The organism is Geomonas agri (assembly GCF_020179605.1).
In the GTDB taxonomy this organism is placed as follows: Bacteria; Desulfobacterota; Desulfuromonadia; order Geobacterales; family Geobacteraceae; genus Geomonas; species Geomonas agri.
Genome location: NZ_JAINZO010000001.1, coordinates 2,098,085 through 2,113,072 on the forward strand (window position 1 = coordinate 2,098,085; position 14,988 = coordinate 2,113,072).

Annotated in this window: 11 protein-coding genes; 6 read left to right on the forward strand and 5 right to left on the reverse strand. The window is 56.0% G+C overall.

The genetic code is table 11. The features are described from left to right. Window positions 1–21: 21 nt before the first annotated feature. Window positions 22–615 (forward strand): hypothetical protein, encoded by a 594-nt coding sequence (locus K7R21_RS09080; protein WP_224982942.1) that lies wholly within the window; start codon window positions 22–24, stop codon window positions 613–615. Between the two features lie 39 nt (window positions 616–654). Continuing rightward, entirely contained in the window at window positions 655–3,270 is a 2,616-nt protein-coding gene (locus K7R21_RS09085) for an InlB B-repeat-containing protein (RefSeq protein WP_224982943.1), read from the forward strand. 89 nt (window positions 3,271–3,359) lie between these two features. On the opposite strand, the gene K7R21_RS09090 is transcribed toward K7R21_RS09085, so the two are convergent. The 5 genes from K7R21_RS09090 to K7R21_RS09110 form a co-directional block, all read right to left on the reverse strand. Continuing rightward, window positions 3,360–3,698, reverse strand: coding sequence for a zinc ribbon domain-containing protein YjdM (locus K7R21_RS09090; RefSeq protein ID WP_224982944.1), 339 nt, complete (start codon window positions 3,696–3,698; stop codon window positions 3,360–3,362). Window positions 3,699–3,884: 186 nt separating this feature from the next. Next, window positions 3,885–4,166, reverse strand: coding sequence for a hypothetical protein (locus tag K7R21_RS09095; RefSeq protein WP_224982945.1), 282 nt, complete (start codon window positions 4,164–4,166; stop codon window positions 3,885–3,887). Between the two features lie 85 nt (window positions 4,167–4,251). Further along, entirely contained in the window at window positions 4,252–8,145 is a 3,894-nt protein-coding gene (locus K7R21_RS09100; protein WP_224982946.1) for a multiheme c-type cytochrome, read from the reverse strand. Between the two features lie 1,530 nt (window positions 8,146–9,675). Then, the gene (locus K7R21_RS09105) at window positions 9,676–10,332 is read right to left on the reverse strand and encodes a hypothetical protein (RefSeq protein WP_224982947.1); all 657 of its coding nucleotides are present in this window, start codon (window positions 10,330–10,332) and stop codon (window positions 9,676–9,678) included. Between the two features lie 70 nt (window positions 10,333–10,402). After that, window positions 10,403–10,837 (reverse strand): hypothetical protein, encoded by a 435-nt coding sequence (locus K7R21_RS09110; protein ID WP_224982948.1) that lies wholly within the window; start codon window positions 10,835–10,837, stop codon window positions 10,403–10,405. Window positions 10,838–11,129: 292 nt separating this feature from the next. On the opposite strand from K7R21_RS09110, the gene K7R21_RS09115 reads away from it, so the two are divergent. From K7R21_RS09115 to K7R21_RS09130, 4 genes are all read left to right on the forward strand, one after another. Beyond that, entirely contained in the window at window positions 11,130–11,612 is a 483-nt protein-coding gene (locus K7R21_RS09115; protein ID WP_224982949.1) for a hypothetical protein, read from the forward strand. A 293-nt stretch (window positions 11,613–11,905) separates the two neighbouring features. Then, window positions 11,906–13,063, forward strand: coding sequence for a rolling circle replication-associated protein (locus K7R21_RS09120; RefSeq protein ID WP_224982950.1), 1,158 nt, complete (start codon window positions 11,906–11,908; stop codon window positions 13,061–13,063). An 11-nt stretch (window positions 13,064–13,074) separates the two neighbouring features. Further along, on the forward strand, window positions 13,075–13,254 hold the full coding sequence (locus K7R21_RS09125; protein ID WP_224982951.1) for a hypothetical protein: 180 nt from the start codon (window positions 13,075–13,077) through the stop codon (window positions 13,252–13,254). A gap of 363 nt (window positions 13,255–13,617) precedes the next feature. After that, entirely contained in the window at window positions 13,618–14,964 is a 1,347-nt protein-coding gene (locus K7R21_RS09130) for an Arm DNA-binding domain-containing protein (RefSeq protein ID WP_224982952.1), read from the forward strand. Window positions 14,965–14,988 lie beyond the last annotated feature (24 nt).

The following is a 14,988-nucleotide window of genomic DNA, read 5'->3' on the forward strand; positions in this document are numbered from 1 at the left end:
CCGGAGGGCAGGAGGTGCCAGATGTTCAGATACGCTTTTCTGGTGTGCTTGTTGTTGCTGACCTTCGGTTGCGGGGGTGGAGGTGGCAGTGCCGGAACCGGCAGCAGTGGTGGAACCGGAGGGGGCACCACCGGAGGGGGGGCCGGAGACAACGGCACCGGCGGCACGGTGACTCCTCCGCTGCCACCCCCAGTACAGCCAACCAGCGCGGTGGTGACCCTGTCCACGTCCGGCTCACTGCAGCAAGGGACCGCCATTGCCGGCCTTACCGTCACCCTGGGTATTCCCGCCGGCGTCACCGTCGCCACCGACGCCAATGGCGCGGTGGCCGCCGGTGTGGTGACCGGGGCGGGACAGACCACGGCCCAGAACGCGGTGACACTGACGACCCTGGTCCCATCTACGGCCAGCACTGCCGGCTCGTTGCGGGTGGTACTCGCCAGCAGCGCCTCGGCCGGCTTCACGACCGGCGAGTTCGCCAAGGTCTATTGCGGTATCAACAGCGGCAGCTTTCCCAAGGCATCGGACTTCTCCACCACCGACTTCCGGGCTGTCGATCTGCGGGGGGCCACCATCACCGGCGTCTCGCCCACCGTCAGCGCGACCATACAGTAGACGCCGGGTATTTCGGCGCTCACGATTCAGGAGGCCGTCATGTGGTTCACTACGGTACTTTGCTTCTTAGTAATGACACTAGCTGCGCCCGCGGCACATGCCGCCACCATCCAGCTTCCCAGGACCGGCCAGACCCTGTGCTGGGACGTTGCCGGCACCGTGATAGACTGCGCCGGAACCGGTATGGATGGCGAAACCCAGATCGGCCACGAGTGGCCCTCGCCGCGCTTTACCGATAACGGCAACGGCACCTTGACCGACACCATGACCGGCCTGGTCTGGCTCCAGAATGCCAACTGCTTCGGCATCGTAACCTGGCAACAGGCGCTGGACGCCGCGAATTCCTTCGCCAGCGGTCCGTGCGGCCTGGCCGACGGTTCAGTGGCGGGGGCATGGCGGCTTCCCAACCGCAAGGAAATGCTGAGCATCAGCAGCCAGAACGTCTCCGACGGCGGGGCGTGGTTGAACAGCCAGGGGTTCGTGAACGGGCAGCATACCTACTATTGGACCTCGGACACCGACCTCAACTACTCCGCGGCCTACAAGTGGATCGTCCACCCAGTCGGGGCCGCCTACCCGGAAAGCTGGAATACTGATCCCCCAGTCTTAGGCCGGATGGTGATGCTGGTGCGCAACCCCGTCCAAGTCACCCTGACCGCGGCGGTTACCGACGGCAACGGCAGTATCACATCCCCCAACCCGCTCACCGTCGCCTACGGGTCGGCGGCAGCGTTCACCGTCGCACCTGACAGCGGGTACCTGCTGGCCGGCAACGTCAGCGGTACCTGCCAGCCGGGCGCCCTTAGCGGCAACGTCTATGAGGTGGCAGCCGCTACGGCGGATTGCTCGGTGAACTTCTCATTCACCCCGCAGACCTACACCGTTGCGACCAGCACCACCGGCAGTGGCACCCTCACCTGCACACCTTCAGCGTCCGCCACTTACGGCACCGCCATCTCCTGCACGGCCACCGCCACCCCCGGCAACCATGTCGCAACGGTGACCGTGGACGGTGTTACCCAGGCGACAGCAAGCGGGATCAGCTATACCTACTCCTTCGGCGCTCTGGATGCCGACCATACCCTGGCCGCGACATTCGACCTGAACAACTACCAGCTCACCTTCGCAGTCGACGGCAGCGGCAGCATCATCGGGAGCAGTAACCAGAACGTCGATCATGGCGGGACGGCATCAGCGGTCACCGCCGTCCCCGCCACAGGTTCGCACTTCGTGAACTGGACCGGAAACAACGGCTTCGCTACCACGACGACCAATCCCCTGACGGTGACCAACGTGTCCGCAGGTCTCGTGGTAACCGTGCATTTCGCTCTCGACACCCACCTGGTCACTCCGGGGAGCCCGGCCAACGGCACGCTCATCCCGTCATCGCCCCAGACGGTTGCCTACCAGGGGGTTACCACGTTCACCCTGGTCCCCGGCACCGGCTACCGGGTAGCCTCGGCCACCGGGTGCGGCGGCACCCTGGACGGCGCCACCTACACCACCGGGCCGATAACCGACGACTGCGCCATCAGCGCATCCTTCGCACCGGTGCTGTACACCATCCTCACTACCAGCGGCAGCGGGGGGAGAATCGACTGCACCCCAGGATACTCGGTCACCTACAACGGGACCGTTTCCTGTACCGCGCTGGCCGATACCGGCTATCACATCGCGAGTGTCGCGGTCGACGCCGCAGACCAGCCGGCAGCCTCCGGGACGTCCTCCTACACCTACCCATTCACGGAGGTGACGGCCAACCATGATCTGCGGGTCGTGTTCGCGGTCAATACCTACACGGTCAACTACACGGCGGGCGACCACGGCACGCTCACCGGAACCGCAACGCAGACCGTTAATTATGGCGGCAGCACCACGGCGGTTACCGCCGTCCCCGCAACCGGCTACCATTTCCTGGGCTGGATCGGCGGCAACGGTTTCAGCTCGACCCCCAATCCCCTGGTGCTGACCGGAGTGACCGGCAACGTCACCGTGACGGCCGGCTTTGGCATCGACACACACCAGATCACCCCGCTAGCCGCCGCTCATGGCGGCATCGCCCCGGCGACGGTGCAGACCGCAGAGTACGGGACCGTAGCCAGCTTCACCCTGTCGCCTGACACCGGCTACCGCGTCGCCTCCGCCAGCGGTTGCGGAGGGGTGCTCACCGGTGCGACCTACGCCACCGCCCCGGTCACCGCGGACTGCACCATCGCCGTCAACTTCGCCGCCATTTTCTACCCGTTGACCGCCACCTGCACAGATGACATGGGCACCATCAACTGTCCGGCCGAAACCGTACATGGCGGCAGCGCCACCTGCACAATGACGCCCAAGGCCGGCTTTCACCTCGCCACCCTTACCGACAACGGCAGCGATTGCCTTGGCCAGGTCGCCAACGGCAGCTACGCCTTGAGCGGCGTGACCGCCGCCCACACGGTCGCTGCAAGCTTTGCCGCCAACAGCTACACGCTGGCCGAAGTACAGACCGCCTACCGTTGGATGTTAGGGCAAGTGCAGCTCTCCGACACCGACAAGGGGCTCTTCGACGTCGCCCCGTTGGGTTCCGATGGCAGACCCGCTCCCGACGGGACCGTCGACGTCGCCGACCTGATCATCATGCTTCGCAAGTTGGTGGGTGCGGTGAACTGGTAGAGAATTTGGACGCAAAAAAACCCCGGAGGCGCAGACTTCCGGGGAGCACATGTTGCTAAGAAAGGGGATCAGATGATCCCCTTTCTTATTCATGCCTTTTTTACGTACTCCGACTTCAACTGCATCGCGCCGATGCCGTCGATCTTGCAGTCGATGTCGTGGTCGCCGTCGACCAGGCGGATGTTCCTGACTTTGGTGCCGACCTTGACCACCAGCGAGGAGCCCTTGATCTTGAGGTCTTTGATGACGGTGACCGAGTCGCCGTCCTGGAGCTGGTTGCCGAAGGCGTCACGCACCACGCTCTCCTCCGGTGCGGCCTCCGCTGCGGCCTGGGGCCACTCGTTGCCGCACTCGGGGCAGACGTAGAGCGCGCCGTCTTCGTAGGTATATTCGGAACTGCAGGAAGGGCATTTAGGCAAGGTTGTCATGTTGATCCTTTGGCTGAGATAAATGCGCGGCAGCAGAAAGGCCGCTCCCACCGGACTTAACCTCATCGCCCCCCTGCTGTCAAGCAAAGAGTGACACTCCTGACTTGTTGCCGAAAGCTGCCATCCGAATGCGGAGTTCCCCACGTTATCTTAACGACGCTCCCGCGCCGCCGTTCCTTGCCCTCCCTACTGCGGCGGCTGCTCGGCGGGGGGAGTATGCGGCACCCAGTTGCTGCCGTCGAAGATGTACTCGATGTTGCTGCTGCTGTCCACCCAGATCATGCCCACTACCGCCTTGGGCGGAGCGGTGTCGCTCACCACCTTGCCGCTTGGCGGCAGCGACGGGAGGTCGCTTTCCGTGGCCAGCGTCGTCCCCCCGGGTACCGGTTCCGCAGTGCACACCGTGGCCCACAACAACAAAGTTCCCATAAAGCCGGACGCAATCAAAATCGTCACAAACCGTTTCATGCCGATATCCTCCTCAGATAGTTCCCGCTCGTAATCTCCCAGCACGGCTCGGACCGAGATCGCCGGTCCGAGCCCTCCCCTAGGCCTAGTGGCACCCGAAGCAGGTCGATTTGAACGCCCCCTGCACGTTGACCGTGCCGTTTCGGTGCTGCGCCGGGTTGGTGATCGTCGTCCCCTGGCCGTTCACGCTGCTCACGTCGGGGTGGCACAACTGGCACTGGTTCAGGCTCGAGGTCGGGCCCTGGTTGCCGTGTTGCCCGCTGTGCCATACCCTGCCGTTCGCAGGCGGATTGCCGTGGCAGGCCGCGCACAGCTGGCCGGTCGCGTTCCAGGCCGGGGTACGCTGTGCACCACCGTAGTTCACCGTGATCAAATCGTACTCATCGGTTCCCGCGTTGTACGAGTAATAGCTGAAGCTGCCGGCTTTCACAGCGTGGCAGGATACGTTCGAGCAGCTCTTCCCGGAATCGTACAGCGGCGCAGAACCCGCAGTGAAGCTGTACTGGGTATCGACGGTAACGGTCACGTTCGACTGGTGGTCCTTGATGGGGAGCACCATGAGGTGGTTGGCCGCTCCGCCGCTGTGGCACGGCGTGCAGTTGTTCCATCCCTCCGAAGCCTTGGCCGTCTTCGCCACGTGCGACAAGTGCGCTCCGCCACCGCCCGAGTAGGACTCGAAGCGTGCCCCGGACCAGTTGTTCATAGTGCCGAAGCTAAGACCGACGCGCTTGGGCACTGGCGGATAGCCGTGGCAGGCGTCGCAGGTGCCAAAGGGCTTGAAGGCACCTCCGGCAGCGTTATGGCGATGGCAGTTCAGGCAGCCGGTGCTCGGGTGGCCGGTCTCCGGAACCCCGGCCCGGAAGTGCGCGGTTACGGTGTGGCAAACCTGGCAAAGCCCGAGGTTGGTCCCCTGGTCGACCAGCCCCGTGGTGCTGTTGGTAAAGGTGATGGCGACGCCATTGATCATGGATCTGATCATGGAATGGTTGGCGCTGCCGTGGGTGTCGTGGCAGGCGACGCACCCCATGGTCTGGCCGCTCCCTTTGGCGGTGAAGTGGCTGCTCATGTTGAGGAATGCCGGGCGAACCAGCGCAGCGTTGTTGTGGCAGGAGGCACACAGGGTATTTCCGGAAACGGACAGGCGGGTGTAGGAACCGAGCGCCCCGGAGATGTGCCGGCTGTTTTGATCGTGGCAGTCGGTACACCTGCTGCTTGCGACGTAGCGGCCATGACCGGTGCTGTCGAAGTTCGCCTGGTACGGTGCGGCTACCCCGTTCGGCAGTACCGACGGCTGCGCCGCGTGGCAGGAGGTGCAGGACAACCGGCCGCCACTCCAGGAGGGGAGACCGCCCGGATGGCAGCCGACGCAGGCGGAACCCGCCCCGTTGATGAGATCCACCGAGCCGTTTAAGTGGGTGGCAGGATCGAAGCTGTGGCAGTTCTGGCAGGCAGTCACCCCGTTACCGAAGTAGTTCCCCGGGCCGTAGGCGAGGGTTACGTGGGCGCTGTGCCCACCGGTGGCCATCGGCGTCGCGCTGGCCGCGCTGCCGCCGTGGCAGGTGGTGCAGCTGTCTTTCACCTGGTAGATGGCGAAGCTGTCCGCCATGGCCTGGCTGATGGCACCCGAGGCGACGAGATTGGGGATCGCCAGGGTTGCTACCGAGTTGTCCAGCTGAGCGTTGTCGAGGAAATCGATGGAGTCGAGCAGCAGTTGCTGCGCGTACTTCGGGTTGTGGGCGTAGCCCCCCGGCTCGCTGGCCAGGAGCACGTAGTTGAAGGCGGCCCCCATAGTGTTGGCCCCGTTCTCTCCGGAGCCCCAGTTGGTGGTGCTGAAACCGGCAGTCGGGGAGGTCGTCACGAAGCCGTTAGCGGCAAGCTGCGCCTTGAGAATCTCCAGCCCGTTCAGGAAGGCAGCGCGCTCAGCGGCAAGCCCCGCCTCGCTAAGGGAGCTACCGTGGCAGCTGGCACAGACCGGCAGCGCCCCGGTGACGAATGTGTGGCCGCTGCTGGCGTTCTTGTGGCAGGCGACACAGGGGCCGCTCGCGTCGCTTAGGCCAAGCCTGGTGTGGGTAGACTCGCCGCTGTAGCTGCGCCCCGGGAAGTGGTACCCACCCTTGGCGTAGCTGGTGCCGCCCACCGCCATGAAGTGCGGATCGATGAACTTGAGGTTGCCGAAATCGGCGTAGTTATCGCGCCGGACCGCGATGCTCTGCCCGTTGTTGATGCCGCTGTGGCAGCCAAGGCAGATGTTCGACTTGCCGAGGTTCGGGTTCTGGTAACCGGAGTCCTCGGCATAGGGGCGCACCGGAGTGACTGAGCGCAGGATCCCGTTGCTGATGTCGCTGTGGCAGCCGACACAGCTCAGCACCTCCTTAGTCTTGTCGGCCGCGCTTCCCCAGGCTGCGGTAATCTTGGCGCTGGACCAGGCCACAAAGCCGGTTGTGGTGTGGCACTGCACGCAGCCCGCCTTGGTCTTGAAGTCCTCCCCTTTCCAGGGAGCATCCGCGACTGCGGCGTGTGCCGAGCGCGCCCACTGCTGACGCACCGCGAGGTTTGCACTGCTGTCGGCATGGCAGTTGGAGCAGTTGGAGCGCGAGGTCACGTAGGAGGCCGGGTAGCCGGCGGCGGTCATGGTGTTGAAGTGCACGGAGGTCGCCCCTGCGGCACTTCCTGCAGTACTGTGCGGGTTATGGCAGGCGATGCAGGGATTGGCGCCGATGGCAAACGGGTGGTTGGCCACGTTGCCGCTGGAGTCGCGGTGGCAACCGTTGCAGACACTGTCGGCGACGTCAGGCCGGTGGCCGCCCCCCGTGTGGCAGGTCGAGCAGGTCAGGCCGTTGGCATTGTGGGGCGAGCCGGAAAATGCCGTGACGATCGAGGTCGGGTGGCAGGTAGCGCAAAAATTGGATCCGACGGTCCCGGCACTTGCGTAGGCGATCGTGAACGTGGAACTGTTCACCGTGTTGGTGTTGACCGGCGTTGGCATCGCCGAATTGGTGTGACAGGTTATGCAGTGTATCCCGGCCGTCTTGTGCGATCCGGTCGACCACAAAGAGAACGCCGTGGAAGGGTACACCCCGTGCGAGCTGTGGCAGCCGTTGCAATTGGTGCGCATGTAGCCGGTTACCGAGCTGGTGACGGTGATCTGTACCGTGTCGGAGGCAAGCGTCTTGGTCCCCGCCATCTCTGCCAGTTGCAGAACGTAGGTACCCGGAACGACGGGGATGAAGGAGGGGGTCAGGGTGTTCCAGGCGCTTGTGTCGACGGTGGCGGGACCGCTCACAAAGCTCCAGGCGAGGGTGCCGCTTCCGGTGAGGGTACCGGTCAGGTTGACCACCTGGTTGGTCTGCGCTACCTGGTCCACACCGGCATTGACGGCGGCCTGCATGAACGTTGCGGTCACCGTTCGCGGCCCGGTGACATTGGCGACGGTGATCTTGACAGCACCACCGTAGGGGTAGCTGACAGGACTTCCGTAGATATCGGCCACGGTGCCGCCGGTCACCCCCATGAGGTAGCAGTTGGTATAGGTTGGCGTTGCCGTCAGAACCGCCGAGCTGTTATAGGAGACCAGTACGGAAGTGGCAGAGATGCTGCCGGGCCCTACGGCGGTGGCAGTTACCTTGTACTGCCTCGCAATGAAACCGGCCACCAGGGATTGCGTGGTGCCGTTTGCCTTGTTGAAGGTCGTCGCATACTGGGTGGTGTAGTTGCCGAGAGGCACCGCAGTGCCGCTCTTGGTCAAGGCGGAGATCTTGTACCCCACATTCGCCGAGACCGTCACCGGCACATTGGCGCTGGTGGTGAAGTTGGTGTACACGACACTGCCGGCAGTGGTCTGGGTGGCATTGTTGCGCACCTTGAGCGTTCCACCCGTCGTACTCAGCTTCGTCTGCAACTGCCATGTGGTAGCGGACCAAGCATACAGAACCCCCACCGTCAGCAGGCAGACGAGAACAGATAGTACTCTCTTCAACATAAAGCCCCCCTTGTCTTAGTAAAAGACGGTCAGCGGCGACTTTCCGCTGAACGCGGTGCCATCTTGAAACTTTTCCGAACTATCCGTACAACAACTCTTAAAGCTGCGCTGCAGTTACCAGGGGCACAGTCGGGTTCCTGTCACAAAGTAACAGACAAGCTCACCCCAAAGAGAACATAACGACCTTAACGACCACAGACACCTGTTTTCCCGACGAGAACTGCACTCAAACACATAGACATAGGCTTATAAACCAATCATTACAAGATTTGATCCAAAATGTTACAATGAAAACAAATTTAAAAAATCTCTTCTAAAATAGCTGGATGAGTGAGTCGGCTGACTGGGGACAAGTGACACTGCCAGTGGGACCTGTCTTTTGGCGGGAATAACCGCGAATTCACTAATGTGAAACGTGTTGCGCCGGCGCTACTGTGCCGGCGTAAGCTTCACAAGTTCAGTGCGATGCCCGATTTTTCTCATCCCGAGGTCATAGCAACCTTTCTCATCAGATTCAGATGAATAAACATACACGAAACTGTTTTAAAAAGCATGCCTACTACTGACCACAGTTCCTTACTGAGACAGTAGTTATGATTGTGACTGCCACTGATGGGATTTGAGATAGGGGAAATAGGGTGCAGGTGCGGCCCTCATCATCAGGGTGGACCAGAACCGACTGGTGAACCTGATGGGACATGCCCCCAAAATGACGATTTATGAGGTGTACGGGCGCTACGTGGAAGGGTTGGAGCAGGACCGGCTGAGGATCCTCGCCTACTTCGGGCGGGACTTGAAAAAGGGCAGATAAGCGAAAGCCCCGGCTGCATGTGAAAGTTCATGCGGAAGCCGGGGCTTAAAAAGAAGAATCCGTGAAGATTCCTTGTAGATAGATGGAGCGGGAAACGGGGTTCGAAAACTGGCTGTCCGCACGCGACACAAAGCAACAACACAGTTTTTTCAACATATTACCCAACACACTCCACCGGCCCCAGTCCAAATAAATCTATCTAAATCTAACTTGAGCAACAACCATAAGTGAAAGGAAGATGAAAGGAATTCCCAATTTTTCCTCTTCCCCACAATACCTCCCACAAAGTATTAGATACATTAAATATTTTCATTGACCAGCCTAAAATAGATATAAATTCTGTTTGTGCGGCTATCGTAGGGGGTGAGTTGAACAGATCCCCTCAACAAGCCTAACTGAACATTATATGTTAAGAAATAATCCTGCCGAAACGGTAACATGCTAAAACAATGCTTCTTTAGTTAAACATGTGTCAATCGGCAACCAATTTTAACCCACCATCCGCATCTTGAGACCCACCCCTCAATCTGTAAAAGCTCAATATTTCATAGGGGGTGGGTCACCGTTGGACCCGATACCTGGTTAAAATTCGATGCCGATCCACAATCACTGTGAAATTACAGGTCAAGACATTGAAAATAGTGGGACAGCAATGCCTCGACATGTACGCATATATAAATATTTTAGCCATACTACACAAATCAATCCGGTACTATATATTATAACCTTTTTGATATAACTTTCATTGAATCAAACATATTGTTGTTGATTCTATCTTCTATGCGTCCGCCTCTTATTATAGCATACAGTATCTTATCTCTTTCATCAAACTTTACTTCAAGTTCGTATGCTTTGTTTAACTGAATGATAATTATCCCACCGAATTCGCCGCAAAAACCTTGGTAATAAATACAAGCAGGTCCACCCTTAAATGCAATATACTTTGATTTTGATTTGATTAACTGTTTAACTACATTATCAAGTGATGCATCACGGTGTATTCCAAAAGCCATTTTTTTTGGATAAGCTTTTACGCCTGTCTCAACCCTTTTGGGATTGATTGGATTATAATCTTCAAAATAAATATCATATGTGGCTGGATCGTCTTTACTGCCACCATTATCACCGTTTGCAACAACTCCATAATCAAGCAATTTGGCCTCTAATACTGCCCCTCTTCCAACAGGCTCTACATTATATTGCTCACTAAAAGAATAAATAGATTGAGTTGAGAATGGTTTGTTATCTATTGTGCATTTAAGTAGGTCGATATTAGGAATATGACTTGATGCAAAACAATTTAATTCGCATGACAATAATATCAATAATATATACGACACTATTGATAAAATTACCCCAAACCTAGACACAATCATGTCCCCCCCCCTTTACTTTTAGAAAAATTTATCAGTCAAATTAAAAATGCATTCCATATACAATTAACTATTATTTCCAACTCTGCTTTAAACTGTACATTCCTAATAAAACGCCAATTACGCCTGAGACAGCACCAACAATACCAAGCCAAACAGCAACACGAACTACAAGCTGTGGGTGGTCAATACCTGCGCGAATCTTGAATTTACAAGAATTAGTTGCAACCACGCTAATATCATAATTTTCCTGAGTATTGAATATATCAAGTTTTGCCCTGAACCAACTGTTCATTACAATAGAATTAACAGGGTCATCAATAATAAAGCGAGGTTGTTTATTATACTCACGCAGGAAATTATTATCTATTTGTAGTGCCTCACAGTATATTGCCTTACCATTCTTAGTGTTAATAACCTTAACTACAGATCTAGGAAGAAGCCCTTCCTTAAGTAGCCAAACATGCCCTTCGTTGATGTCATTTTTAAGTGAAGCGAATACTCTCATGCACTCTCCGTAAACATACCTACCATCGGCATCTTGAGACCCCACCCTCAATCTGTAAAGGCTCAGTATTTCATAGGGGAGTGGGTCACTGTGTGTCCCCTTACGCCCCCCCCGTCACGCAAAGCCCACTTCTAGCAAAATCTGTCCTTTTTTTAGCATGTCTTTTTTTTTAAATCAAAAACATTCTAATCCCCCCTAATTAGAGTTGTCAAAATGTAAACTTATTGGTTGACACTACGTCAACTATAGAGTATTTACGTTTTTCATAACGTCAACTAAACGAGGGCCGAGTATGAAAAAAGCGTTTCCTTTCGTAGATATCCCCGACCAGTACAAAGAAATTATCGGGGAAGCAGCCCCCGGCACACGGCTATACAAGACTGTCGGAGATAGGCAGCAATTCCGAGCTTGGAGCGATGCCGTGTTTGAAATTTGTGCAGGAGAAGGCGCTGTCTCTCCTGGCGGTGCGTCCCTTTACACCTATGCAACTAGGGCAGGCGTACATAAACGGCTCAAAGAAGGGCGTTTGACTGGTTTCTGCTTCAGCATCACCACTGATAGCAAGTTGATAAAAGGACGGAAAACTCTCGAAGAAGGTGGTAGGCCCTATGTCTATATTCCCTATAGTGAATGTAAAGCATGGGCTTCGGAACTCGAAGAAAGATCAAAATTTGAAGACATCGACTCCATAAAATCAGAAGCAGCTGGTTCAAAAAAAGACCTGGATGATAGCTTTATGCTGCCATCAAAGGATTGGCGTAAAAAATTGAAATGAGGAAGGAGGTGCTTAAAGTGGCGCAAAAACGTATAAGAGTCAGGGTATGTGATCTTCCCCTATTGTTAGAAGTGGAAGTTCCTCACGGTGAAGAGGTATATGAAATTAAACCAACAAGAAATCGCCTTGGAGTCTTCTTGAACAAAGTTACCACCCCTTTCAGAGAGTTACTGAAGGGCAAATAATTTTCCATCGACATCTGATTCCCCGCCCAATAGCAAGCAAATCCTTCCTGGTATTAGCAAGCAAGGGGCAATTTCTAATGCGTCAAAGACGCAAAAAGGAGTTGTGCCATGACTTGCTACGATCCCACCGACATTCAACAACAACAAGAGTTTAGGCCCGCAGCCTCTGCCTGTGGTCCCGGCGCTGCCGGGGGCATAGGCGGTGGGGCGGAACAGGTTTTAGCCCCCTCGCCACAACCGCAGCTGTCACTCCCAGGCTTAGAGGCATTTTTGCCGCCGCAGGCGGCGCCTCTTGAACTTGATATATGTCCCATAACTCTGACAGAGGACACCAAGAGACTTCTTGAGAAGTGGGACAAGGAAAGGGCTGTTAGTCGTGGTGCCTGCCTTACCATTTACCCCAGCGGAGAAATCTCCGCAGGCTATTTCCGTTCCGGTCGCCGATCGGTTCCCAAGCGAGCAGAAAAGCTGGTTTCTGTATCCTTCACAACCAGAGCACGTAAAACCATCCGCAGGGCCGTGGAGTGCTCGTCTGTAGAGTTCAAGCTCTTTGTAACGCTCACCTTTGATCCCAAAATAGCGCAGCTCAATGATTCCGGCCAAGTTGACCAAGAGTGGGCGAAGACCCGATTCAAGCGATTCCTCAATACCGTCAAAAAGAAGTATGACCGACTTCTCGAAAAGACCCGCAAGGCGCAACAGGAGCTTAGCTATATCTGGGTAGCTGAGATCCAGGAACAGCACACCAAGAATATCCACTTCCATATCCTGTTCGATCACCCCTTCATCCCCGCACAATGGCTCGCTAAGATCTGGGATCAAGCGCCCAACAGTGTCAACGTCAAGCGCTTAAACAACCAGGAGCATGCTGTCAGGTACATGCTCAAATACATGGGCAAAGGGCATTGTCCCATTGAGGGGAAACGATACGGTATGACCAAGAACCTCCTGGATAGCATTAAGCCCCTGAAGATCCGTTATGAGGGCGACGAACGGAGGGAAGCATTCAGGACCGTCAAGCGAAAGTTTTATTGGGAAATTGAGAACAATGGTGGACACGTCTCGGATTTTGGCCTGTCCATCCCCGCCCCTCGTCGGGAGAAGATCTGGCGAGATAAAGACGGTCGGCACCGGACAACCAAAGGCGTTCCTCCTGACCTCGCGCAAAGGTTCCTGCAAGCTCTGGACAAACCTATGAAGCGCATTGACTGGGAAAACGAAGTCCTTGGGATCACTCCTGAAGACGATTCCGATGTTCCGTTCTAAGGAGGGGTGCAGTGGACGATTTTTCTATTGACGCTGTTTTTGTCACCGAATGTCTGGCGACCTTTACCCCAAAAGAAACCGTTGCCTTTCAGGTCTACCTTAACCGGTATCTTAGCGATGGTCGCCTTACGGAAGAGGATGCTTTAGAAGCGGCCTGTCGCCGTGTAAAAGGGGTGAAATGCCATGACTGATAGCAACCCCTCTTTCCCCCAGGATGGCCAGCTCGAATTTCTCACTATTGAGCAATTAGCGGAGCGCTTGCACGTGTCCAGGGCAACTCTTTTCACCTGGAAGCAATCTGCACAACTCGTTCATGGGCGTCATTACCTGCAACGTGGCCGGGTACTGCGATTTGTTTGGTCGGCTGAACTCGCGCTGCTTCTCTTCTCCAACTCGGCCTCACCTGGCTCCATGTCCCATCCAGGGCGACCTTCTTCCAAGAGTCCCAACCTTACCAAAGGACGGGCCGTAAATTGGGATTATTGATCGGGACATTAAATGTGATATGGTTCCCCTCGGACTTTGGCCGGTGGGGATGTGGACAGGAGACATCCATGAAACACAAAACCCACCAAGACGTTTTGCTCTTTGACATCGACGACAAGAAACAGGGAACCATCATCAGAAAACCTGGGTCGCGCAACCTCTACTTCCTTTTCTACTACTTCAACCGGCGTGTCGAAAAAACAACCGGCCTCCCCGACACCAAGAAGAACAGGGATAAAGCTCGGCTCTGGCTGGATCGGGCAATGGAAAAGATCGCAGCAAGCAAGTTCGTCTTTGCTGACGCCTTCCCTGGAGCATCTGAAGAGGAAAAGGCTTACTTCGCCAAACTAGAGGGGTGGCAATACACCCCTGAGCCTAGGGATATCCTCTTCGGGGCTTACGTCCAGGAATGGTTTGAAAGTGTTTGGAGCAATTACCCCGTAGGGACCAAAAAGGACGATTACAAGCAAATCATCGACTACTGGCTTGTTCCGTACTTCGGGGATATGACCTTCTTCCAGATCAGCGGCGTGGAGCTGCAAAAGTTCATCAGCTCACTGAAGAGGAAAAAGGGCGTAAAGAAGGGGCTGCCACTTTCAAAAGCGCGGGCCGTGAACATCCTCATTCCCCTTCGTTCCATCTGGAATGATGCCTGCGACCAATTCAGATGGGTTCTTCACAACCCCTTCACGAACCTGAAAAAGCACCTTCCCAAGACCCGCCCCAAACGCCGGGAGGGCTTTCGCTATCAAGAATGGCAGGAATTCCTCAAGCACATTGACCCTTGGTATCAGCCGGTCGTTGAATTGATGCTTCTAACCGGCATGATCAATTCGGAAATGGCGGGGCTTCGGCGAAGTGACATCCACCCCGATTACATCATGGTGCAGCACACCAACGTAAGGGGACGTGAACAGGACACGCCAAAAACCTTCTACCGGATACGCAAAATTCCAATCACCAAAGCAATCCGGCAACGGCTTGACATCCTCCTCTCCAGGAGTACCGGCGATCTGGTTGTCACTACCAAGACCGGAACCGTCTTCCGGCCTGCAAACTTCCTGAAAGACGTTTGGACCAAGGCGGGAAAAGCAAGCGGCATAACAGACAAGGTGCCTTATTCCCTGCGCCACTCCTTCGCAGCCTGGGCGCTTACTCTTCGGATAGATCCTAACCGCCTTGTGCGGCTTATGGGGCATGGATCTAAGAAGATGGTCTATGAGGTATACGGGGATTACATCGAAGGGCTTGAAGAGGATATTTGGCAGATTTTAGACTACTTCGGAAGAGACTTTATTGAACCCAAGAAGAAACAAGCAGCCAGCATACTAGCTTTCCCAGGTCAACCGTTGACGGTCCCCTCTCCTGTCCTCACCTTGCCAACAGCAATAAACGAAAGCCCCGACTCTCTCTGAGAACCTTCTTAGTGAAAGGTTTGG